The organism is Superficieibacter sp. HKU1 (genome assembly GCF_029319185.1).
Lineage (GTDB): Bacteria > Pseudomonadota > Gammaproteobacteria > Enterobacterales > Enterobacteriaceae > Superficieibacter.
Genome location: NZ_CP119754.1, coordinates 4,642,140 through 4,666,493, shown reverse-complemented (window position 1 = coordinate 4,666,493; position 24,354 = coordinate 4,642,140). Strand labels below are relative to the sequence as shown.

Here is a 24,354-nt window from a genome sequence, read left to right as displayed (position 1 = left end):
ATGGCAGTCGCACCTGTACGATATCTGGTGGCAGTGACCGCGTGTGTGAGCGGCGTGGCGCATACCTATATGGCTGCCGAACGTCTGGAAAAGCTCTGCCAACAGGAGAAGTGGAGTATAAAGATTGAAACTCAGGGGGCGCTTGGCATTGAGAATCGTTTAACGCAAGAGGAGATCAGCCGTGCAGATGTGGTGCTGTTGATCACCGATATCGAGCTGGCGGGCGCGGAGCGTTTTACTCAGAGCCGCTATGTCCAGTCAGGTATTAGCGCTTTTTTACGGGAACCTCAACGGGTGATGAGCGCCGTGCGTAAACTCCTTTCTGCGCCGCAGCATACCCATCTTATTCTGGCGTGACCTTCTTTTCCGTCAACTGGCTATGATACTGCCGACGATACTCTGACGGTGAACGCTCTGTATTTTTGCGAAACAGACGACAAAAGTAGTTGCTGTCGACAAACCCACAGCTGTGCGCTACCTCTTTAACCTTCAGATCATAACCCTTCAGCAGCGCCCTGGCGTGCTCCAGACGTGTATAGTTCAGGTATTCGTTGAAGCCGATGGATCCTGCTTTCTGAAACAGGTGCGAGAGGTAATTGGGTGAAATATAAAACGCCTGCGCGACCGATTCCCGGGTAAGCGGCGAGGGGTAATGTTCGTCGATATAGTTGCGAATGGCTTCAAATAGCGCCTGACTGCGTGATGCAGTCTGGATCTGGCTGCCCAGCAGGTCACAGCAATGGCTCAACAGACTGGCGACAATCAACCTGGCGGTTTGCTGCTCCTGAGGCTGCATCTGCATCTCATTAAGCGTCTGTAGCAGGAAAGAGCCAATACGCGGCCCCCGGCGCGCAACATGCTGTTTCGTAAGGTTCTGATGCTGTTTTCCATCCCACAGCACAACGCTGAAACCCAGTTGTTGTTTGCCGAACAGGATACTAAGCGTCGTCACTGGCGTTTGCCATTGTGGGAAGTTCCAACAGCCAGCCGGAACGTACAGGACATCGCCAGTGTTCAGGGTTGCAGAGGTTCCAACAATGCCGCTATCGGAAAACTCGCCTTCCAGCACTATTTCCAGCCGAGGAAAATCGACCTGGTAAGCCAGTTGCGGCGTCGGGCCGTTGGTGTTGGCAAAGTAAACCTGGCGCAGCGGGACAGCACCGCTGATAAGACGGGAGAGTAAATGGCTGACGTCGTGATACATGTTAATCCCTTATAGAACGCAGACAGCAAAACAGTAACGTTGAACGTAAAAAAAGGCCACCCTAAAAGAGTGGCCTCAGACTGCTGACAAACGTTATCCCGTGGAATTTTGCCCGGTGGCGCTACGCTTACCGGGCCTACGTTTATAGTGTAAATTGCTGATATTGTAGGTTTTCTTAGGCCGGGTAAGGCGAAGCCGCCACCCGGCAAAACGGCGTGCACCATAGCCAAACAGGTTTGTCATCAACCTCAGGCCACCCTAAAAGAGTGGCCTGAACCTGTGACGTAATTAATGATTACCGTTTCGATCGCCGTAAGGCAGGGTATCGTAATCGATCAGGGCGTTTTTCTTGTATGGGTTGCCAATCCAGCGCGTGACCTCTTTAAACTGCGGGTTGGTAATGGAACGCGCCGGGTCATAGCCGTCGTAGGTTAAACCCGCCAAATCCGACCAGGTATGGATAAGCTCAGCGCTGCTGTACTTACGGTTGATATCCGCAGAGACATCGCGCGGATGCGCCGTCTGCCATTTTTCTGACGTCCACAGCAGGAAGGGGATCGTGTACATATGGCGTGTCGGCGCTTCTTCGTTGCGCCCCTGCGTATGATGCGGCGGCGTATCGTACACTTCTTCCCCGTGATCGGAGAAGTAGAGCAGGAAACCGTCAGGATCGGTCGCTTTATAATCCTTTATCAGGCTGGCAACGACATGGTCGTTATAGCGGTTTGCGTTGTCATAGTCGTTATACGCTTCCTGCTCCTCAGCGTTTAATCCGGCAGGCAGGCCATCCGTTTTGCCGTCGAAAGTCCCTTCATTTGCCGGATAACGGTACTTGTACTTAATATGCGTTCCCAGCAAATGCACGATAATGAATTTCTTCGGCGCAGGATCGGCCAGCACTTCTTTAAACGGCGCCAGTACGTTAGTGTCATACTCGCGGGCGCTCTGCATCCGCTCCTGGTTCATATAGAACTGCTTATCGGTCTGCTTCGAGAATACCGTCAGCATGGTGTTACGCGCGGTCAACGTCTGTTGATTGGTGATCCAGAACGTTTTATAGCCCGCCTGCTTCATCATGTTCATCAGCGACGGCTGCGTCAGATACAGATCGGGATGCTTCTCGTCGGCGAAGGTCAGCGCCTGTTGCAGGATCTCAATGGTGTAAGGGCGCGAGGTCACCACGTTATTGAATACGGTCAGGTGTTTATCGGTTTTGTGCAGCGCGTCCAGTTCCGGCGTGGTTTCACGCGGATAACCGTACAGGCTCATACGTCCACGCTGGGTAGATTCGCCGATCACCAGCACCAGCGTGCGCGGCATATTGCCTGAGCTGTCGCGCAGGTTTTCCAGCGGAGGAAGCGCGCTGTTTTTATCCAGCAGCCGGTTCAGGCTGTCCAGCTGTCGGCGGTATTGATAGTAGCCGGTGACAAATTGCCACGGTGCCGCAGGCTCCAGACGCGTCGAGAGCGAGGCCACCGATCGCCCGAATGACTTATCTTTCATCAGCATATTGCTGGCGACGGGATTCAGGATAAGCCCATAGAGCAGGGCGAAAGACACTACCCAGCGCCAGGGTTTAGGGATATAAACCGGGCGCAGGCGCGACCACAGCAGGATAGTTACCACCGTATAGGCAATGGCCACCAGCACCAGCTTCAGACTGAAATACTGGCTTACGTATTCACTGGCTTCACTGGCGTTAGTTTCGAACATCACGAACAGCACGCTTTGCGAGAATTCCTGCCCATAAATCACGTAGTAACTCAGCACCGCGATGGACGATGCCCACAGCACGACGCCGATAACGGCGGCAATAAGGCGGGTGCGTTGCGGAAATAGAAAAAGCGGAATAAGCCATAGTGAACTGAACAGCAACGAGTCGCGCAGGCCGTTAGTGCCGCTAAAACCGCTGAAGGTGATCACAGCCTGTAATGCCGTGGAGAAAAAACAAAAGTAGAGTAAAGCCCAGCCGAGGGCTTTCCAGCTGAATGCCTGTGCAGGCTGCGAATGTGCGGTAACCATACGTTTGACCCGTAAAAAAAGTTACCGGCAAGCGTAGCGGCCGAACATTAAGCCAACCTTAAATTTTGTGTGCCATAAGGGAAGTAAAAAACGGAGGTTGAGAGGGACGGTTTTCACCTCTCACGCCCGGCGGGCGCAAGAGGTGTTGTGGGAAATTAGCCCGTATTACGCATACCGGCGGCCACGCCCGCGATGGTGACCATCAGCGCCTGCTCGACGCGCGGATCCGGCTCTTTGCCTTCTTCCTCGGCGCGGCGCGAACGGTGCAGCAGCTCGGCTTGCAGGACGTTCAGGGGATCGGTATAGACGTTACGCAACTGAATCGACTCGGCTATCCACGGCAGATCCGCCATCAGATGCGAGTCGTTGGCGATAGCCAGCACCACTTTAATATCATCTTCCAGCAGTTCACGCAGCTCGACGCCCAGCGGCCAGAGCTCCTTTTTCACCAGCCGCTGATCGTAGTATTCCGCCAGCCACAGGTCGGCTTTGGAATAGACCATTTCCAGCATCCCCAGGCGGGTTGAGAAGAACGGCCAGTCGCGGCACATCGCTTCCAGTTCGCTCTGCTTGCCGTCTTCCACCACTTTTTGCAGCGCCGCGCCAGCACCCAGCCAGGCGGGCAGCATCAGGCGGTTCTGTGTCCAGGCGAAAATCCACGGAATAGCGCGCAGCGATTCCACGCCGCCGGTCGGGCGACGTTTCGCCGGGCGCGAACCGAGCGGCAATTTGCCCAGCTCCTGCTCCGGCGTTGCGGAACGGAAGTAAGGAACAAAATCTTCGTTTTCACGGACAAAGCCGCGATACATATCGCAGGAGATGTCAGAAAGCTCATCCATGATGTGCCGCCATGTTTCTTTCGGCTCCGGCGGCGGCAGCAGGTTAGCTTCGAGAATCGCCCCGGTATAGAGCGACAGGCTGCTGATGGTGATCTCTGGCAGGCCATATTTAAAGCGGATCATTTCGCCCTGCTCGGTTACGCGCAGCCCGCCTTTCAGGCTACCCGGCGGTTGTGAGAGCAGCGCCGCGTGGGCCGGCGCGCCGCCGCGGCCAATTGAGCCGCCGCGACCGTGGAACAGGGTCAGTTCAATACCGGCTTTTTCACAGGTTTTAATCAGTGCATCCTGCGCCTGATATTGCGCCCAGGAGGCGGCCATGACGCCCGCATCTTTTGCCGAGTCAGAGTAGCCGATCATGACCATCTGCTTGCCCTGGATAAAGCCGCGATACCAGTCGATATTCAGCAACTGGCTCATTACATCGTTGGCGTTATTCAGGTCGTCCAGCGTTTCAAACAGCGGCGCGACCGGCAGCGCGAAGCCGATGCCCGCTTCTTTCAGCAGCAGATGAACGGCCAGAACGTCAGACGGAGTTTTTGCCATCGAGATAACGTAGGCCGCCACAGAGCCGTACGGCGCTTCGGCAATCACTTTGCAGGTGTCGAGCACTTCACGGGTTTCTTCGCTTGGCTCCCACTGGCGCGGCAGCAGAGGACGTTTGGAGTTCAGCTCGCGGATCAGGAACGCCTGCTTGTCGGCTTCCGACCAGCTTTCGTAGTCGCCAATGCCGAGATAGCGGGTCAGTTCGCCCAGCGCTTCGGTATGGCGTGTGCTCTCCTGGCGGATATCAATGCGTACCAGCGGCACGCCGAAGCACTTCACGCGTCTCAGTGTATCGAGCAGTTCGCCGTTGGCGATAATGCCAAGGCCACAGGCCTGAAGCGATTGATAGCAGGCGTAGAGCGGCTCCCACAATTGTTCATTCTGCGTCAGCAGCCCGGTCGGTTTTGGCAGACGCTGGCCTTTAAGACGCGCTTCCAGCCAGGTCTGCGTCGCCATCAACTGACCGCGCAGGTTTTTCAGCAGGTAGCGGTACGGCTCCTGCGCGCCCGCTTCGCCGACCCGCTCGCGCAGCTCGTCGCTACACTCGACCATTGACAGTTCGGAGATCAGCAGCTGAATGTCTTTCAGGAACAGATCGGTCGCTTTCCAGCGGCTCAGCAACAGGACGTGGCGAGAAATATCAGCGGTTACGTTTGGGTTGCCGTCGCGGTCGCCGCCCATCCAGGAGGTGAAGCGTATCGGAACAAAATCCACGGGCAGGCGATAGCCCAGATGTTCTTCCAGCTGTTCGTTCAGCTCGCGCAGGTAGTTCGGAACACCTTCCCACAGACTGTTTTCAACGACCGCGAAGCCCCATTTTGCTTCATCCACCGGCGTCGGGCGATGTTTGCGGATTTCATCGGTATGCCATGACTGGGCGATCAGCTGACGCAGACGGCGCATCAGCTGGTTGCGCTCGTAATCCACCAGATCGTTATTATCAAGCTGCTTAAGGCAGGCGTTTACCTCGCCCATCTTATGAATCAGCGTGCGGCGGGTGATTTCCGTCGGGTGCGCGGTCAACACCATTTCCAGCGACAGGGACTCAACGGCTTTCTTAATGATTGCCTCGTTCAGTTCAGGCTGGTTTTTCAGTTTCTTCAGGGTGCGGGCAATGATTTCCGGATTGCTGGCACCTTCGCCTTTCGGTGAGATGCTGTGGTACTGCTCGGCGGTATTCGCCAGGTTTAAAAACTGGCTAAAGGCGCGGGCTACCGGCAGCAGTTCGTCATTCGACAAGTTTTGCAGGGTAGTGAGCAACTCCTGACGGTTAGCCTCATTACCTGCGCGGGAGGATTTAGACAGCTTACGGATGGTCTCTACGCGGTCGAGAATGTTCTCTCCCAGCGCATCTTTAATGGTCTCTCCCAGCAGCTTGCCGAGCATACTGACATTACTACGCAATGCGGAATATTGTTCGTTCATGTTACCCAGACACCCCATTCATTTTATTTTGTTATACACGTCATCCTTCAAGCTGCCTCTGCGTTGGCTGCGTTCATTCACCCCAGTCACGTACTCATGTACGCTCCCGGGGATTCATTCTCTTGCCGCCTTGATGCAACTTGAATGATTTTGTGTATATACCCATGCTCCACAAACTAACGCATCGGGTATATGACATCGTCTTTTATAAAGCCACGTAAAACCCCTGACGTCAATTGCTGCGAAATCGCTTCAGCAAACGAATAAATCGCCGCAATTTACGAAAGTTAACTCACTGGCGAACAGATAAGTTGCGCTTATATAAATCGCCTGATTTTCTCCTTTTTTTGCCGGGATCAGTGCCAGCAAAAGTGGTGCACGACCTGAGTAATCAACTCACGCGTTGGCTTGATAAAGCGGGTTTCCAGATACTCATCCGGCTGGTGCGCCTGGTTAATGGAGCCCGGGCCCAGCACCAGCGTCGGACACAGCGTCTGAATGAACGGCGCTTCGGTACAGTAGTTCACCACCTCAGTCTGCGCGCCGAGTAGCTTCTCGACCACCTGCACCAGTTGATGATCCGGCGGGCATTCGTAGCCGGGGATCGGCGGATGCAGCTCTGCCACGTTCAGACGGCCCGGCCAGCGTTCGCTGACGGGAGCCAGCGCTTCATTCAGCAGGCCGTTCAAATCGTCGAGCGTCATGCCAGGCAGCGGCCGGATATCCATATGCAGTTCGCAGCAGGCGCAGATACGGTTAGAGGCATCGCCGCCGTGGATCGCGCCCAGATTCAGCGTCGGGTACGGAACGGTAAACGCCTCATAGTGATAGCGCTCTTTTAAGTCGTCGCGCAGGTGCATGATCCGCCCAATGGCGTCGTGCATCAGTTCAATCGCATTGACGCCGCGCGCCGGATCGCTGGAGTGGCCGGACTGCCCGAGCACGCGGATCGCACTGGAAATATGCCCTTTATGCGCGCGTACCGGCTGCAAGGAGGTAGGCTCGCCGATGATGGCGCAGTCCGGACGCAACGCCGTGGTCTCTGAGAAGTAACGCGCACCCGCCATGCTGGTCTCTTCATCGGCGGTCGCCAGAATATAGAGTGGCTTTTTCAACTGCGTTACGTCTACATCGCGCAAGGCATCGAGGATAAAAGCAAAGAAGCCTTTCATATCCGCCGTGCCAAGACCGTAGAGTTTGCCTTCATGCTCGGTCAGGGTGAACGGGTCGCGCGTCCAGCGGCCGTCGTCAAACGGCACCGTATCGGTATGCCCGGCGAGCAACAGTCCGCCCGCGCCGTGCCCAATGCTGGCCAGCATATTGAATTTGTTGCGCGTATCCGGTACCGGCTGCACTTCAACGTTAAATCCCAAATCGCCAAACCAGCCTGCCAGCAGATTGATTAAAGACGCATTACTCTGATCAAGCGCTTCTTCCGTCGCGCTGATGGACGGTGTGGCAATCAGGGCGCGGTAAATCTCGATAAATGGGGGTAAGTTCTTTTTCATTGTTGACACGCCTCGGGTCATGATAGTATCAATATTCATGCAGTATTTATGAATAAAAATACATTATCGTTGAGCGTAAGAAAACCCACCGGCTGTAAGGTGATGTTAATACGCTGAACAGGGTTAGGGAGATTCCGGTCTTCCCAGGCAAACAGACGAAGAAGGTGAACCGCCCCGATGTTAAATACGCTGATTGTGGGCGCCAGTGGTTATGCTGGCGCAGAGCTCGTGACCTATGTAAATCGCCATCCTGATATGACCATAACCGCTTTGACCGTCTCAGCGCAAAGCAATGATGCAGGAAAGTTAATCTCAGATTTGCATCCACAACTAAAAGGCATCGTGGATCTGCCCCTGCAGGCGATGTCTGATATCAGCGAGTTTAGCGCAGGTGTCGACGTGGTGTTTCTCGCCACCGCCCACGAGGTCAGCCACGACCTGGCCCCGCAGTTTCTGGCGGCGGGCTGTGTCGTGTTCGATCTTTCCGGCGCGTTCCGGGTTAACGATCTGGCGTTTTATGAAAAGTATTATGGCTTTACCCATCAACATCCTGAGCTGCTTGAACAGGCGGTTTACGGGCTGGCGGAATGGAGTGCCGATCGCTTAAAAGATGCTAACCTGGTAGCTGTTCCAGGATGTTATCCGACGGCGGCGCAGCTGTCGCTGAAGCCGTTAATTGATAAGGAACTGCTGGAGCTGAACCAGTGGCCGGTCATCAACGCCACCAGCGGCGTAAGCGGGGCGGGGCGCAAGGCGGCACTTTCCAACAGCTTTTGCGAAGTTAGTCTGCAACCTTACGGCATCTTTAATCATCGCCATCACCCGGAAATCAGTACCCATCTTGGTACGGATGTGATTTTTACCCCGCATCTGGGGAGCTTTCCACGCGGCATTCTGGAAACCATTACCTGCCGCCTGAAGCCCGGCGTGACGCAGCCGCAGGTGGTCGCAGCTTTCCAGCAAGCGTATGGTGATAAACCACTGGTGCGCCTGTATGAAAAAGGTGTCCCGGCGCTGAAGAACGTGGTGGGGCTGCCGTTCTGCGATATCGGCTTTGCGGTCCAGGGCGAACATCTGATTGTCGTGGCGGCGGAAGACAATCTGCTGAAAGGCGCGGCGGCGCAGGCGATGCAGTGCGCAAATATTCGTTTCGGCTTTGCTGAAACTCAGTCTCTTATTTAAGGGTGCGGTTATGAATCCATTAATTATCAAACTTGGTGGCGTACTGCTGGATAGCGAAGAGGCGCTGGCGCGTCTGTTTACCGCGCTGGTGAACTATCGTGAGTCGCATCAGCGTCCGCTGATTATCGTGCACGGCGGCGGCTGCGTGGTGGATGAGCTGATGAAGCAGCTCAACCTGCCGGTGCAAAAGAAAAATGGTCTGCGCGTCACGCCTGCCGATCAAATCGACATTATCACCGGCGCGCTGGCGGGTACGGCTAATAAAACGCTGCTGGCGTGGGCGAAGAAACATCATATTGCTTCAGTAGGGCTGTTTCTGGGCGACGGCGACAGCGTTAAGGTAACCCAGCTTGATGATGCGCTGGGCCACGTCGGGCTGGCGCAGCCGGGATCGCCGAAGCTGATTAATACGCTGCTGGAAGGCGGTTTTCTCCCGGTAGTGAGTTCTATCGGCGTCACCGATGAGGGGCAGTTGATGAACGTCAATGCCGATCAGGCTGCGACCGCGCTGGCGGCAACGCTGGGGGCCGACCTGATCCTGCTTTCTGACGTGAGCGGCATTCTGGACGGTAAAGGGCAGCGTATTGCCGAGATGACCGCTGAGAAAGCGGAACAGCTTATCGCGCAGGGCATTATCACCGACGGCATGATTGTGAAAGTGAACGCGGCGCTGGACGCGGCACGCACGCTGGGCCGTCCGGTGGATATCGCCTCCTGGCGGCATGCTGAGCAGTTGCCAGCACTGTTTAACGGTACGTCGATCGGCACGCGAATTACGGCGTAACCCAATAGCGGCTGCGCCTTAGCGGGACTTTATGCAGGCCGGATAAGCGCAGCGCCATCCGCTATTAAACGCGAAGAATACAGGCCGGGCAACCCGGCAACATTAACGAATAAAGGAAGCATGTTATGGCACTTTGGGGCGGGCGTTTTACCCAGGCAGCGGATCAACGGTTCAAACAGTTCAATGACTCTTTACGCTTTGATTATCGCCTGGCCGAGCAGGATATCGTTGGCTCTGTGGCCTGGTCAAAAGCGCTGGTAACCGTGGGCGTACTCACCGCTGACGAGCAACGACAGCTGGAAGCTGCATTGAACGTGCTGCTGGAAGAGGTCCGCGCTAATCCTGAGCAGATCCTCGAAAGCGATGCGGAAGATATTCACAGCTGGGTCGAAGGCAAGCTGATCGACAAAGTCGGCCAGTTGGGTAAAAAGCTCCACACCGGACGCAGCCGTAACGATCAGGTCGCCACCGATCTGAAATTGTGGTGCAAAGAGACGGTCTCTGAATTACTGACCGCCAGCCGCCAGCTCCAGAGCGCGCTGGTGGAAACCGCACAGAACAATCAGGATGCGGTGATGCCAGGCTATACCCACCTGCAGCGCGCGCAGCCGGTGACGTTTGCTCACTGGTGTCTGGCCTACGTTGAAATGCTGGCGCGGGATGAAAGCCGTCTTCAGGATGCGCTTAAACGTCTGGACGTCAGCCCGTTAGGCTGCGGTGCGCTGGCCGGCACCGCCTATGAAATCGACCGCGAGCAGCTCGCGGGCTGGCTGGGCTTTGCCTCGGCAACCCGCAACAGCCTGGACAGCGTATCTGACCGCGATCACGTGCTGGAACTGCTTTCTGACGCTTCCATTGGCATGGTGCATCTTTCCCGCTTTGCAGAAGATTTGATTTTCTTCAACACCGGCGAGGCCGGGTTTGTCGAGCTTTCCGATCGCGTGACCTCCGGTTCGTCCCTGATGCCGCAGAAGAAAAATCCGGATGCGCTGGAGCTTATCCGCGGTAAATGCGGCCGCGTGCAGGGCGCGTTGACCGGCATGATGATGACCCTGAAAGGTCTGCCGCTGGCGTATAACAAAGATATGCAGGAAGACAAAGAAGGGCTGTTTGACGCGCTCGATACCTGGCTGGATTGTCTGCATATGGCGGCGCTGGTGCTTGACGGCATCCAGGTGAAACGCCCACGCTGCCAGGAAGCGGCGCAGCAGGGCTATGCGAACGCAACGGAGCTGGCAGATTACCTGGTCGCCAAAGGCGTGCCGTTCCGTGAAGCGCACCATATTGTCGGTGAAGCGGTCGTGGAGGCGATTCGTCAGGGGAAACCGCTGGAAGATCTGCCGCTGGCCGATCTGCAAAAATTCAGTCCAGTTATTGGCGAGGATGTCTACCCGATCCTCGCGCTGCAATCCTGCCTCGATAAACGCGCGGCCAAAGGCGGCGTGTCGCCACAGCAGGTAGCACAGGCGATTGCGGACGCGCAGGCAAGGCTGGTATAACGTACAGGCACAGCCCGGTTTCAAACCGGGCTTTTTTACGCAAAAAAAAAGCGGACCATCCGGTCCGCAAAAAATTCACGTTGGCTTTAGGTTCGAGAGAAACTCTCTGAAGGAGCAGTGGCTTCGAGGGTTAAACAAAGTACCGTCTCGCTTCTGGTGACAATTATTGTACAGAGTGCTTGATAGGGATAATCGTTCGTTGCTATTCTATCTATCGCCATGAACTATCGTGGCGATGGAGGATGAAGAATGAATATTCGCGATCTTGAATACCTTGTCGCGCTGGCCGAGCACCGCCATTTCCGCCGTGCTGCCGATTCCTGTCACGTCAGTCAGCCTACGCTGAGCGGGCAAATCCGTAAGCTGGAAGATGAACTGGGCGTGATGCTGCTGGAGCGCACCAGTCGTAAGGTGCTGTTCACGCAGGCAGGATTGTTGCTGGTGGACCAGGCGCGCACCGTGCTGCGCGAGGTTAAAGTACTCAAGGAGATGGCGAGCCAGCAGGGCGAGACCATGTCCGGGCCGCTGCATATCGGTCTGATCCCCACGGTCGGTCCTTATCTGCTGCCGCATATTATTCCCATGTTGCACCAGGCATTTCCTAAACTGGAAATGTACCTGCATGAAGCGCAAACGCATCAACTGTTAGCGCAGCTCGACAGCGGTAAACTTGACTGTGCGATCCTGGCGCTGGTGAAAGAGAGTGAGTCTTTTATTGAAGTACCGCTCTTTGACGAACCGATGAAGCTGGCGATCTACGACGATCACCCGTGGGCCGGACGCGATCGCGTACCGATGTCCGATCTGGCAGGTGAAAAATTACTGATGCTGGAAGACGGTCATTGCCTGCGCGATCAGGCGATGGGCTTTTGTTTTGAAGCGGGCGCAGATGAAGATGCCCACTTCCGTGCCACCAGCCTGGAAACGTTGCGTAACATGGTCGCAGCGGGAAGCGGAATTACGCTGCTGCCTGCGCTTTCAGTGCCGCAGGAACGTCAGCGCGATGGTGTGGTTTACCTGCCGTGTATCAAGCCGGAGCCGCGCCGTACCGTTGGCCTGGTGTATCGTCCAGGCTCGCCGCTGCGTGGCCGTTATGAACAGCTGGCGGAGGCCATCCGCGAGAAAATGGATGGCCACTTCGATCAGGCGTTAAAACAGGCGGTTTAAACCGTTCAGCGCCGCTACCCGATAGGCTTCGGCCATGGTCGGGTAGTTGAAGGTGGTGTTAACAAAGTATTCAATCGTGTTACCGCCACCTTTCTGCTCCATAATCGCCTGGCCGATATGAATGATTTCCGCCGCGCGCTCGCCAAAGCAGTGAATACCCAGGATTTCTTTCGTTTCCCGATGGAACAGGATTTTCAGCGTGCCAACGTTCATGCCGACAATCTGCGCCCGCGCCAGGTGCTTAAACTGCGCCCGGCCCACTTCGTAAGGCACTTTCATTGCCGTCAGCTGTTGCTCGGTTTTACCGACGGAACTGATTTCCGGGATGGTATAAATGCCGGTAGGAATATCTTCAATCAGGTGCGCCGTGGCTTCGCCTTTGCTCATTGCCTGGGCGGCGATACGTCCCTGATCGTAGGCGGCAGACGCCAGACTCGGATAGCCAATCACATCGCCGACCGCATAGATGTGCGGCAGCGCGGTCTGGTACATGCTGTTCACTTTTAACAGCCCGCGGCCATCCGCTTCCAGCCCGATGTTTTCCAGCGCCAGCGAATCGGTGTTGCCGGTGCGCCCGTTGGCGTACAGCAGGCAGTCCGCCTTCAGCTTTTTGCCGGATTGCAGATGCATAATCACACCGTCGTCCATACCTTCGATTTTCTCGTACTCTTCGTTATGGCGAATGACCACGCCGCTGTTCCAGAAGTGATACGAGAGTGAATCCGACATCTCCTGATCGAGAAACGCCAGCAGACGATCGCGGGTATTAATCAAATCGACTTTAACGTCCATTCCCCGGAAGATCGACGCATATTCGCAGCCAATTACCCCCGCACCGTAAATGATTACGTGGCGCGGCTCATGGTGCAGGCTGAGGATAGAATCGCTGTCGTAAATACGCGGATGAGAAAAATCGACGTTAGCCGGGCGGTAGGGCCGGGAGCCGCAGGCAATGACAAACTTTTCTGCGGTCAGCGTTTCTACCGAGCCATCCGGAAAAGTCAGCGCCAGCGTGTGATCGTCAACAAAACTGGCATCGCCCTGCAGGATCTCACAGTGATTACGCTCGTAAAACCCCTGGCGCATGCGCGTTTGCTGATTAATTACATTATCCGCGTGATTGAGGATGTCGGCAAAGGAGGAGCGTAAAAGACGGGAGTGGTCGCTGTAGAGAGGGTTCTGGTTAAATTCGATAATACGGCTAACGGCGTGGCGGAGGGCTTTCGAGGGGATCGTGCCCCAGTGGGTACAGCCGCCGCCGACATTATGATAGCGCTCAATAACAGCGACGCGCGCTCCCTGCTTGACCAGTCCCATCGCAGCGCCTTCGCCGCCAGGGCCGGACCCGATGACAATTGCATCATAATCCCAGGAATGTGGCATGGTATGACTCACCTGTTTTTATACACAAAATAAACATGATGATAACATTTGCCGCAGTTTAACCCAATTATCGTTGTGCTTTTTTCCTGCAATAAAGCAGAAACAGCTCGTAAACAATCATTCACAACCTGTGCAAACCGATCTGTTTTGATCTCTGGTATAGTGCCTTCTGGGCCTTTGGAAGGATTCAGACATCGTGATGGGCGTTAGAGCGCAACAAAAAGAAAAAACCCGGCGTTCGCTGGTGGAAGCGGCATTCAGTCAACTGAGCGCAGAGCGTAGTTTCGCCAGCCTCAGTTTACGTGAGGTTGCGCGCGAAGCGGGAATTGCCCCGACGTCATTTTATCGCCATTTCCGCGATGTGGATGAGCTTGGTCTGACGATGGTCGATGAGAGCGGCCTGATGCTGCGCCAGCTGATGCGTCAGGCGCGCCAGCGCATTGCCAAAGGCGGTAGCGTGATCCGCACATCGGTCTCCACGTTTATGGAGTTCATCGGCAATAATCCAAACGCTTTTCGCCTGCTTTTGCGTGAGCGTTCTGGCACATCGAGCGCGTTCCGCGCTGCGGTAGCGCGTGAAATCCAGCACTTTATTGCCGAGCTTGCGGATTATCTGGAACTGGAAAGCCACATGCCGCGGGCCTTTACGGAAGCACAGGCGGAAGCGATGGTCACCATCGTATTTAGCGCAGGTGCCGAGGCGCTGGACGTAAGTGCAGAGCAGCGCAGACAACTGGAGGAGCGGCTGGTATTACAGCTGCGGATGATCTCTAAAGGCGCGTATTACTGGTATCGTCGGGAGCAGGAGAAACCGACTCAACATGCTGAGGAAAAAGAAAGGTTATGAAACAGACCGTTCAGGATCGAGGTACGTTGCTGCTGGCGCTGATCGCTGGCTTATCCATCAATGGCACATTTGCCGCGCTGTTCAGCTCCATCGTGCCATTTTCTGTGTTCCCCATTATTTCGCTGGTGCTGACGGTTTACTGTTTGCATCAGCGCTACCAGAATCGCACCATGCCTGTGGGGTTGCCAGGCCTGGCTGCTGGCTGTTTTATTCTGGGTATTTTGCTCTATAGCACAGTGGTGCGCGCAGAGTATCCGGCGATTGGCTCTAACTTCCTGCCGGCGGTGCTGTCGGTGATCCTGGTGTTCTGGGTAGGGTTCCGGATGCGTAATCGTAAGCAGGAGCTGTCGGAGTAATCCCGCCAGCCACGCTATCGTAATTTTTGCCGGGAGGCGCTTCGCTTGCCCGGCATTGACGTCGTTGTAGGCCCGCGCAAGCGAAGCGCCGCCGGGCATATAAGGGCTTATTTTCGCGTCAGCAGCACGCCGCATTCCATATGATGGGTGTAGGGGAACTGATCGAACAGGGCCAGCCGCTCTACCTTGTGCGTCTGGCTCAACGTTTCGAGGTTCTTACACAGCGTCTCCGGGTTACAGGAGATGTACAAGATTTGCGGGTACGCCTGCACCATCTTCTCGGTTTCACTATCCAGTCCGCTGCGCGGCGGATCGACGAAAATCGTCTCACAGCGGTAACTTTTCAGGTCGATGCCCTGCAAACGGTTAAACTCACGCACGCCGTTCATCGCCTGGGTGAACTCTTCCGCCGCCATGCGAATAATCTGTACGTTATCAATGTGGTTGGCGCTGATGTTGTACTGCGCCGCCGCGACGGACGGTTTGGCGATTTCGGTGGCTAATACGCGGTCGAAATTACGCGCCAGCGCCAGCGAAAAATTGCCGTTTCCGCAGTACAGCTCCAGCAAATCGCCGGTCGAACCTTTCGTCGCATTCAGCGCCCATTCCAGCATCTGAATATTCATCGCCGCGTTCGGCTGGGTAAAGCTGTTCTCGACCTGCCGATAGATCATTTCACGACCGCCAACCGGCAGACGTTCATCAATATAATCCTGGTCCAGGGCAATTTTGGTTTTGGTTGCCCGGCCAATGATATGCACATTCACATTCTGCGCCCGCAGGGCATCACGCAGCGCCTCCGCCTCCTGGCGCCACTCTTCATCCAGCTTTTTATGATAGAGGAGACTGACCACCGCCTGATTACTGAGGGTTGTCAGGTAGTCGATCTGAAAAAGCTTATGACGCAACACGCGGTTATTGCGCACGCCTTCCATCATGGCGGTCATCAACTGATTAATTAATTCGCTGGCCGCCGGAAAGCTGTCGACGCGAAGGCGGCTTTTGGTCTGCTGATCGAACATGATGTGATACAGGTCGTCACCATCGTGCCAGATGCGGAATTCCGCGCGCATGCGGTAGTGGCTGACCGGAGAACGGAACACCTCCGGAACCGGCGCGGCGAAAGGCGTCATCATACTTTGCAGGCGGACGACCTTTTCTGCCAGTTGCGCGTCGTACTGTTCTGTCGGGAGATGTTCGGGGGTCATAATGCATCCTGGATGATAAAGAATTACGCGGGGATTGTAGGGATTGCGCCAGGGATGTCCAGCCTTAATCAGTCATAGCAGTATGGACATCTATACGTGTCTAATTGTAGCATTCTGTTTCCGGTCTCCTGTGAGTGAAAAGGGAATCCAGTGTAAATCTGGAGCTGACGCGCAGCGGTAACGACTGGCGGGATGAATGTTGTAGACACTGCGTAATAACGTGGGAAGTCTTTATCCGCAAACGCCACCTAGCCCGAAGACCTGCCGGGATCACGTCGCATTTGGTTTCATCATCGCGTGCTATGGATGAGGCCTGCGGCATCCTTCTGATATTGTGGATGCTTTTACAATGATTAAAAAAGCTTCGCTGCTGACGGCGTGTTCCGTCACGGCATTTTCTGGCTGGGCGCAGGATAGCAACCCGGACACTCTGGTGGTCACAGCAAGTCGATTTGAACAGCCAGTAAATACCGTTCTGGCACCGGTAAGTATAGTAACGCGTGAGGATATCGATCGCTGGCAGTCAACCTCGGTGATTGATGTGATGCGTCGTTTACCGGGCGTAGATGTGGCGCAAAACGGCGGTATCGGTCAGCTCTCTTCTCTTTTCATTCGCGGCACTAATTCCAGCCATGTGCTGATCCTGGTCGACGGCATTCGCCTTAATCAGGCGGGCGTTAGCGGATCGTCAGACTTAAGTCAGTTCCCGGTGGCGCTGGTGCAGCGTATTGAGTATGTTCGCGGGCCGCGCTCAGCGATTTATGGCTCGGATGCGATTGGTGGCGTAGTGAATATCATTACTACGCGTGAAAAGGACGGTACAACCTTAAACGCGGGCGTCGGTTCGCACGGCTATCAGAACTACGGCGGTAGTACTCAGCAAACGCTGGGCGACAATACGCGCGTCACCCTGGCAGGCGACTATACCTATACCAAAGGTTTTGACGTGGTCGCCGATGGCAACAACGGCGGATTAGCGCAGACCGATGGCGACGGTTACATGAACAAAACGCTGTACGGCGCGCTTGAACATGATTTTTCCGAACAGTGGACCGGCTTTGTCCGCGGTTACGGTTACGATAACCGCACCGCCTATGACGGCTATTACAGCTCATTTACGCCTGATGTGCTGGTGGATACCCGCCAGCTGTATAGCCAGACGTGGAATGCCGGCCTGCGCTTTAATCAGGATATTTTCCATTCTCAGCTTTATTCTGGCTACAGCCACAGCAAGGATTACAACTACGATCCTCATCTGGGGCGCTATGACTCGTCCGCTACGCTGGATGAGATCAAGCAGTACAACGTGCAGTGGACCAACTCTGTTGATGTCGGGCAGGGTAATGTAGGCGCAGGCGTTGACTGGCAGAAGCAAAGCACCGAGCCGGGCACTAACTATGTGACCAATGGTTACGATCTGCGTAATACCGGGATCTACCTGACCGGATTGCAGCAGGTGGCCGACTTCACCTTTGAAGGTGCAGCACGCAGCGATGACAACTCGCAGTTTGGCCGACATGGCACCTGGCAGGGCAGCGCGGCGTGGGAGTTTATTGAAGGCTACCGTTTTATTGCCTCTTATGGCACGGCGTTTAAGGCTCCGAACCTCGGCCAACTGTACGGCTACTACGGGAGTAAAAACCTTGACCCGGAAGAGAGCAAACAGTGGGAAGGGGCGTTTGAAGGGTTGACGGCTGGCGTGAACTGGCGCGTCTCTGGTTATCGTAATGACGTTGATAACCTCATCGATTACAACGATCAACTGATGAAGTATTACAACGTCGGCAAAGCGCGCATTAAAGGCATCGAGGCCACAGCGACGTTTGATACGGGTCCGGTAACGCACAATATTGGCTATGACTACGTTGATGCCCGTAATGCCATAACCGATCGACCGCTGGCGCGCCGGGCGAAGCAGAAGGTTAACTATCAGCTCGACACGCAAGTCTATGATTTTGACTGGAGTCTGACGTATCACTATCTCGGCACGCGGTATGACGCTGACTACAATGCTTATCCGACCCGGACGGTCAAAATGGGCGGAGTCAGCTTATGGGATGCCGCAGTTTCATATCCAGTCACCTCACACCTGACAGTTCGTGGTAAAATAGCTAACCTGTTCGATAAAGATTACGAGACAGTTTATGGCTACCAAACTGCAGGACGGGAATACAACTTGTCTGGCAGCTACACCTTTTGATCCCCGATCCACCGTGCTGGTGTTTGATTCCGGCGTCGGTGGGTTATCGGTCTATGACGAGATCCGGCATCTCCTGCCGGATCTTCACTATATCTACGTTTTTGATAATGTCGCTTTCCCGTATGGCGAGAAGAGCGAAGCCTTTATTGTTGAGCGTGTGGTTGAAATCGTGACGGCAGTGCAGAAGCGCTATCCCCTGGCGCTGGCGGTGATTGCCTGTAACTCAGCCAGTACCGTTTCATTACCCGCCCTGCGTGACAAGTTTACCTTCCCGGTGGTTGGCGTGGTTCCGGCAATTAAACCGGCGGCACGTTTAACAGCAAACGGTGTCGTGGGCTTGCTGGCGACGCGCGGCACGGTGAAACGTCCTTATACGCATGAGCTTATCGCTCGCTTCGCCAACGAATGCAAAATTGAAATGCTGGGTTCTGCGGAGCTGGTGGAGATGGCAGAGGCCAAACTTCACGGCAAACCGGTACCTTTAGAAGAACTGCGACGCATTTTACGTCCGTGGCTGCGAATGGCTGAACCGCCCGATACCGTTGTACTGGGCTGTACGCACTTCCCTTTACTACAAGAGGAATTGGCGCAGGTGCTACCGGAAGGTACGCGTCTGATTGATTCCGGCGCGGCAATTGCCCGACGCACGGCCTGGCTGCTGGAACATGAAGCGCCCGAAGCGAAATCTACCGGCGCGAACGTGGCATTTTGCATGGCGCTGACGCCAGCGTCAGAACAATTATTGCCTGTCTTGCAGCGCTACGGCTTTGAAACGCTCGAAAAACTGGCAGTTTAAGGGCGTTTTGCATAAAAAAGAGACGGTTGAAAAGTTTTTTGAAAAGAGGGCTTGTCAACGTCAGAGAACTCCCTATAATGCGCCTCCACTGACACGGAACAACGGCACGCAAGCCGCCGGGTCAGCGGGGTTCAACTGAGAACGCCGACAGAGAAAAGCGAAAATAAACGCTTGACTCTGAATGAGGAAAACGTATTATACGTCACCTCGCGACGGTGAGCTGTAAGCCGCGTCGCAACTGCTCTTTAACAATTTATCAGACAATCTGTGTGGGCACTCGAAGATACGGATTCTTAAATGCCGAAAGGCAAAAAAGAAATACCAAGTCTCAGAGTGAACACGTAATTCATTACGAAGTTTAATTCTTTGAGCATCAAACTTAAATTGAAGAGTTTGATCATGGCTCAGATTGAACGCTGGCGGCAGGCCTAACACATGCAAGTCGAACGGTAACAGGAAGCAGCTTGCTGCTTCGCTGACGAGTGGCGGACGGGTGAGTAATGTCTGGGAAACTGCCTGATGGAGGGGGATAACTACTGGAAACGGTAGCTAATACCGCATAACGTCTTCGGACCAAAGAGGGGGACCTTCGGGCCTCTTGCCATCGGATGTGCCCAGATGGGATTAGCTGGTTGGTGGGGTAACGGCTCACCAAGGCGACGATCCCTAGCTGGTCTGAGAGGATGACCAGCCACACTGGAACTGAGACACGGTCCAGACTCCTACGGGAGGCAGCAGTGGGGAATATTGCACAATGGGCGCAAGCCTGATGCAGCCATGCCGCGTGTATGAAGAAGGCCTTCGGGTTGTAAAGTACTTTCAGCGGGGAGGAAGGCGATGTGGTTAATAACCACGTTGATTGACGTTACCCGCAGAAGAAGCACCGGCTAACTCCGTGCCAGCAGCCGCGGTAATACGGAGGGTGCAAGCGTTAATCGGAATTACTGGGCGTAAAGCGCACGCAGGCGGTCTGACAAGTCGGATGTGAAATCCCCGGGCTCAACCCGGGAACTGCATTCGAAACTGTCAGACTGGAGTCTTGTAGAGGGGGGTAGAATTCCAGGTGTAGCGGTGAAATGCGTAGAGATCTGGAGGAATACCGGTGGCGAAGGCGGCCCCCTGGACAAAGACTGACGCTCAGGTGCGAAAGCGTGGGGAGCAAACAGGATTAGATACCCTGGTAGTCCACGCCGTAAACGATGTCGACTTGGAGGTTGTGCCCTTGAGGCGTGGCTTCCGGAGCTAACGCGTTAAGTCGACCGCCTGGGGAGTACGGCCGCAAGGTTAAAACTCAAATGAATTGACGGGGGCCCGCACAAGCGGTGGAGCATGTGGTTTAATTCGATGCAACGCGAAGAACCTTACCTGGTCTTGACATCCACGGAAGAATCCAGAGATGGATTTGTGCCTTCGGGAACCGTGAGACAGGTGCTGCATGGCTGTCGTCAGCTCGTGTTGTGAAATGTTGGGTTAAGTCCCGCAACGAGCGCAACCCTTATCCTTTGTTGCCAGCGGTCCGGCCGGGAACTCAAAGGAGACTGCCAGTGATAAACTGGAGGAAGGTGGGGATGACGTCAAGTCATCATGGCCCTTACGACCAGGGCTACACACGTGCTACAATGGCATATACAAAGAGAAGCGACCTCGCGAGAGCAAGCGGACCTCATAAAGTATGTCGTAGTCCGGATCGGAGTCTGCAACTCGACTCCGTGAAGTCGGAATCGCTAGTAATCGTGGATCAGAATGCCACGGTGAATACGTTCCCGGGCCTTGTACACACCGCCCGTCACACCATGGGAGTGGGTTGCAAAAGAAGTAGGTAGCTTAACCTTCGGGAGGGCGCTTACCACTTTGTGATTCATGACTGGGGTGAAGTCGTAACAAGGTAACCGTAGGGGAACCTGCGGTTGGATCACCTCCTTACCTTAAAGAAACGTTCTTTGTAGTGCTCACACAGATTGTCTGATGAAAACGGGCAGTAAAAAATCTCTGCAGGCTTGTAGCTCAGGTGGTTAGAGCGCACCCCTGATAAGGGTGAGGTCGGTGGTTCAAGTCCACTCAGGCCTACCAAATTCGTCCTGATACTGCGTTGTGAAACGACTCGCATACCTGAGTATGCTTCGCCGTTCCACGCCTTGCCTCAGGAAAAATTGCGGTGAGCGAGATTTACGATGGGGCTATAGCTCAGCTGGGAGAGCGCCTGCTTTGCACGCAGGAGGTCTGCGGTTCGATCCCGCATAGCTCCACCATCCTTTACTGTCCGGAACATGAAAACTTCAGAGTGTACCTGAGAAGGTATGCTGCGAAGTTTTGCTCTTTAAAAATCTGGATCAAGCTGAAAATTGAAAAACACTGAACAACGCGAGTTGTTCGTGGGTCTCTCAAATTTTCGCAACACTGAAGTGAAACAGCTTCGGGTTGTGAGGTTAAGCGACTAAGCGTACACGGTGGATGCCCTGGCAGTCAGAGGCGATGAAGGGCGTGCTAATCTGCGATAAGCGCCGGTAAGGTGATATGAACCGTTATACCCGGCGATACCCGAATGGGGAAACCCAGTGCAATCCGTTGCACTATCGTTAAGTGAATACATAGCTTAACGAGGCGAACCGGGGGAACTGAAACATCTAAGTACCCCGAGGAAAAGAAATCAACCGAGATTCCCCCAGTAGCGGCGAGCGAACGGGGAGGAGCCCGGAGTCTGAATCAGCGTGTGTGGTAGTGGAACGGTCTGGAAAGTCCGGCGGTACAGGGTGATAGTCCCGTACACAAAATCACACATACTGTGAACTCGAAGAGTAGGGCGGGACACGTGGTATCCTGTCTGAATATGGGGGGACCATCCTCCAAGGCTAAATACTCCTGACTGACCGATAGTGAACCAGTACCGTGAGGGAAAGGCGAAAAGAACCCCGGCGAGGGGAGTGAAAAAGAACCTGAAACCGTGTACGTACAAGCAGTGGGAGCCTCCTTGTGGGGTGACTGCGTACCTTTTGTATAATGGGTCAGCGACTTATATTCTGTAGCAAGGTTAACCGTATAGGGGAGCCGGAGGGAAACCGAGTCTTAATTGGGCGTTAAGTTGCAGGGTATAGACCCGAAACCCGGTGATCTAGCCATGGGCAGGTTGAAGGTTGGGTAACACTAACTGGAGGACCGAACCGACTAATGTTGAAAAATTAGCGGATGACCTGTGGCTGGGGGTGAAAGGCCAATCAAACCGGGAGATAGCTGGTTCTCCCCGAAAGCTATTTAGGTAGCGCCTCGTGAACTCATCTTCGGGGGTAGAGCACTGTTTCGGCCAGGGGGTCATCCCGACTTACCGATCCGATGCAAACTGCGAATACCGAAGAATGTTATCACGGGAGACACACGGCGGGTGCTAACGTCCGTCGTGAAGAGGGAAACAACCCAGACCGCCAGCTAAGGTCCCAAAGTCATGGTTAAGTGGGAAACGATGTGGGAAGGCCCAGACAGCCAGGATGTTGGCTTAGAAGCAGCCATCATTTAAAGAAAGCGTAATAGCTCACTGGTCGAGTCGGCCTGCGCGGAAGATGTAACGGGGCTAAACCATGCACCGAAGCTGCGGCAGCGACGCTTATGCGTTGTTGGGTAGGGGAGCGTTCTGTAAGCCGTTGAAGGTGGCCTGTGAGGGCTGCTGGAGGTATCAGAAGTGCGAATGCTGACATAAGTAACGATAATGCGGGTGAAAAACCCGCACGCCGGAAGACCAAGGGTTCCTGTCCAACGTTAATCGGGGCAGGGTGAGTCGACCCCTAAGGCGAGGCCGAAAGGCGTAGTCGATGGGAAACGGGTTAATATTCCCGTACTTGGTGTTACTGCGAAGGGGGGACGGAGAAGGCTATGTCGGCCGGGCGACGGTTGTCCCGGTTTAAGCGTGAAGGTGGTGCGACCAGGTAAATCCGGTTGCGCATTAACACTGAGGCGTGATGACGAGGCACTACGGTGCTGAAGTGACAAATGCCCTGCTTCCAGGAAAAGCCTCTAAGCATCAGGTAACACGAAATCGTACCCCAAACCGACACAGGTGGTCAGGTAGAGAATACCAAGGCGCTTGAGAGAACCCGGGTGAAGGAACTAGGCAAAATGGTGCCGTAACTTCGGGAGAAGGCACGCTGGTGCGTAGGTGAAGTGACTTGCTCACGGAGCTGAAACCAGTCGAAGATACCAGCTGGCTGCAACTGTTTATTAAAAACACAGCACTGTGCAAACACGAAAGTGGACGTATACGGTGTGACGCCTGCCCGGTGCCGGAAGGTTAATTGATGGGGTTATCGCAAGAGAAGCTCCTGATCGAAGCCCCGGTAAACGGCGGCCGTAACTATAACGGTCCTAAGGTAGCGAAATTCCTTGTCGGGTAAGTTCCGACCTGCACGAATGGCGTAATGATGGCCAGGCTGTCTCCACCCGGGACTCAGTGAAATTGAACTCGCTGTGAAGATGCAGTGTACCCGCGGCAAGACGGAAAGACCCCGTGAACCTTTACTATAGCTTGACACTGAACACTGGTCCTTGATGTGTAGGATAGGTGGGAGGCTTTGAAGTGTGGACGCCAGTCTGCATGGAGCCATCCTTGAAATACCACCCTTTAATGGCTGGTGTTCTAACGTAGACCCGTAATCCGGGTTGCGGACAGTGTCTGGTGGGTAGTTTGACTGGGGCGGTCTCCTCCTAAAGCGTAACGGAGGAGCACGAAGGTCAGCTAATCCTGGTCGGACATCAGGAGGTTAGTGCAATGGCATAAGCTGGCTTGACTGCGAGCGTGACGGCGCGAGCAGGTGCGAAAGCAGGTCATAGTGATCCGGTGGTTCTGAATGGAAGGGCCATCGCTCAACGGATAAAAGGTACTCCGGGGATAACAGGCTGATACCGCCCAAGAGTTCATATCGACGGCGGTGTTTGGCACCTCGATGTCGGCTCATCACATCCTGGGGCTGAAGTAGGTCCCAAGGGTATGGCTGTTCGCCATTTAAAGTGGTACGCGAGCTGGGTTTAGAACGTCGTGAGACAGTTCGGTCCCTATCTGCCGTGGGCGCTGGAGAACTGAGGGGGGCTGCTCCTAGTACGAGAGGACCGGAGTGGACGCATCACTGGTGTTCGGGTTGTCATGCCAATGGCACTGCCCGGTAGCTAAATGCGGAAGAGATAAGTGCTGAAAGCATCTAAGCACGAAACTTGCCCCGAGATGAGTTCTCCCTGAGACTTTAAGTCTCCTGAAGGAACGTTGAAGACGACGACGTTGATAGGCCGGGTGTGTAAGCGCAGCGATGCGTTGAGCTAACCGGTACTAATGAACCGTGAGGCTTAACCTTACAACGCCGAAGCTGTTTTGGCGATTTGAGAGAGATTTTCAGCCTGAACCAGATTAATCAG

General features: G+C 54.7%; 15 protein-coding genes, 2 tRNA genes, 2 rRNA genes and 1 riboswitch. Of the genes, 13 read left to right on the top strand and 6 right to left on the bottom strand.

The window, feature by feature from the left end; genetic code table 11:
• Positions 1–357 (top strand): PTS fructose-like transporter subunit IIB, encoded by a 357-nt coding sequence (locus P0H77_RS22235; protein WP_276159668.1) that lies wholly within the window; start codon positions 1–3, stop codon positions 355–357.
• Here P0H77_RS22235 and P0H77_RS22230 read toward each other — a convergent pair.
• From P0H77_RS22230 to argE, 4 genes are all read right to left on the bottom strand, one after another.
• The gene (locus tag P0H77_RS22230) at positions 344–1,204 is read right to left on the bottom strand and encodes an AraC family transcriptional regulator (protein WP_276159664.1); all 861 of its coding nucleotides are present in this window, start codon (positions 1,202–1,204) and stop codon (positions 344–346) included. The genes P0H77_RS22235 and P0H77_RS22230 overlap by 14 nt on opposite strands.
• 288 nt (positions 1,205–1,492) lie before the next feature.
• Positions 1,493–3,226, bottom strand: a complete 1,734-nt coding sequence (locus P0H77_RS22225) for a phosphoethanolamine transferase CptA (RefSeq protein ID WP_276159661.1) — start codon at positions 3,224–3,226, stop codon at positions 1,493–1,495.
• A gap of 155 nt (positions 3,227–3,381) precedes the next feature.
• Positions 3,382–6,033: a phosphoenolpyruvate carboxylase gene (ppc, locus tag P0H77_RS22220; RefSeq protein ID WP_276159654.1), complete on the bottom strand. Its 2,652-nt coding sequence runs from the start codon at positions 6,031–6,033 to the stop codon at positions 3,382–3,384.
• A gap of 356 nt (positions 6,034–6,389) precedes the next feature.
• Positions 6,390–7,541, bottom strand: coding sequence for an acetylornithine deacetylase (gene argE / locus P0H77_RS22215; protein ID WP_276159647.1), 1,152 nt, complete (start codon positions 7,539–7,541; stop codon positions 6,390–6,392).
• 177 nt (positions 7,542–7,718) lie between these two features.
• On the opposite strand from argE, the gene argC reads away from it, so the two are divergent.
• The 4 genes from argC to oxyR all read left to right on the top strand — a co-directional run bounded on the left by argC (position 7,719) and on the right by oxyR (position 12,173).
• On the top strand, positions 7,719–8,723 hold the full coding sequence (gene argC, locus P0H77_RS22210; RefSeq protein ID WP_276159641.1) for an N-acetyl-gamma-glutamyl-phosphate reductase: 1,005 nt from the start codon (positions 7,719–7,721) through the stop codon (positions 8,721–8,723).
• A gap of 10 nt (positions 8,724–8,733) precedes the next feature.
• Entirely contained in the window at positions 8,734–9,507 is a 774-nt protein-coding gene (argB, locus tag P0H77_RS22205) for an acetylglutamate kinase (protein WP_276159637.1), read from the top strand.
• A gap of 125 nt (positions 9,508–9,632) precedes the next feature.
• Complete coding sequence (gene argH, locus P0H77_RS22200; protein WP_276159631.1) at positions 9,633–11,006, top strand: argininosuccinate lyase; 1,374 nt, start codon at positions 9,633–9,635, stop codon at positions 11,004–11,006.
• Between the two features lie 249 nt (positions 11,007–11,255).
• Positions 11,256–12,173, top strand: a complete 918-nt coding sequence (oxyR, locus tag P0H77_RS22195; protein WP_276159625.1) for a DNA-binding transcriptional regulator OxyR — start codon at positions 11,256–11,258, stop codon at positions 12,171–12,173.
• Here the strand turns inward: oxyR and sthA are convergent.
• Positions 12,156–13,556, bottom strand: a complete 1,401-nt coding sequence (gene sthA / locus P0H77_RS22190) for a Si-specific NAD(P)(+) transhydrogenase (RefSeq protein WP_194208595.1) — start codon at positions 13,554–13,556, stop codon at positions 12,156–12,158. The two genes, oxyR and sthA, sit on opposite strands and share 18 nt — an antisense overlap.
• 196 nt (positions 13,557–13,752) lie before the next feature.
• On the opposite strand from sthA, the gene fabR reads away from it, so the two are divergent.
• Both fabR and P0H77_RS22180 read left to right on the top strand, forming a co-directional pair.
• A complete protein-coding gene (gene fabR, locus P0H77_RS22185; protein ID WP_276159617.1) occupies positions 13,753–14,403 on the top strand; it encodes an HTH-type transcriptional repressor FabR in 651 nt (216 codons plus the stop codon).
• Complete coding sequence (locus tag P0H77_RS22180) at positions 14,400–14,759, top strand: YijD family membrane protein (protein ID WP_176919672.1); 360 nt, start codon at positions 14,400–14,402, stop codon at positions 14,757–14,759. Before fabR ends, P0H77_RS22180 begins: the two co-directional genes overlap by 4 nt.
• Positions 14,760–14,866: 107 nt before the next feature.
• Here P0H77_RS22180 and trmA read toward each other — a convergent pair whose 3' ends face one another.
• On the bottom strand, positions 14,867–15,967 hold the full coding sequence (trmA, locus tag P0H77_RS22175; RefSeq protein ID WP_276159610.1) for a tRNA (uridine(54)-C5)-methyltransferase TrmA: 1,101 nt from the start codon (positions 15,965–15,967) through the stop codon (positions 14,867–14,869).
• Positions 15,968–16,071: 104 nt separating this feature from the next.
• Positions 16,072–16,251: riboswitch (cobalamin riboswitch) on the top strand.
• A gap of 65 nt (positions 16,252–16,316) precedes the next feature.
• On the opposite strand from trmA, the gene btuB reads away from it, so the two are divergent.
• The 6 genes from btuB to P0H77_RS22145 all read left to right on the top strand — a co-directional run bounded on the left by btuB (position 16,317) and on the right by P0H77_RS22145 (position 24,293).
• On the top strand, positions 16,317–18,167 hold the full coding sequence (btuB, locus tag P0H77_RS22170) for a TonB-dependent vitamin B12 receptor BtuB (RefSeq protein ID WP_276159603.1): 1,851 nt from the start codon (positions 16,317–16,319) through the stop codon (positions 18,165–18,167).
• Entirely contained in the window at positions 18,112–18,963 is an 852-nt protein-coding gene (murI, locus tag P0H77_RS22165) for a glutamate racemase (protein WP_276159601.1), read from the top strand. The genes btuB and murI overlap by 56 nt, the downstream gene beginning before the upstream one ends.
• A gap of 381 nt (positions 18,964–19,344) precedes the next feature.
• Positions 19,345–20,886, top strand: a 16S ribosomal RNA gene (locus P0H77_RS22160).
• Positions 20,887–20,956: 70 nt separating this feature from the next.
• Positions 20,957–21,033, top strand: a tRNA-Ile gene (locus P0H77_RS22155).
• Positions 21,034–21,136: 103 nt separating this feature from the next.
• Positions 21,137–21,212: transfer RNA gene (locus P0H77_RS22150), tRNA-Ala, on the top strand.
• Positions 21,213–21,387: 175 nt separating this feature from the next.
• Positions 21,388–24,293, top strand: a 23S ribosomal RNA gene (locus tag P0H77_RS22145).
• Together the 16S and 23S rRNA genes with 2 tRNA genes alongside form the textbook arrangement of a ribosomal RNA operon.
• Positions 24,294–24,354 lie beyond the last annotated feature (61 nt).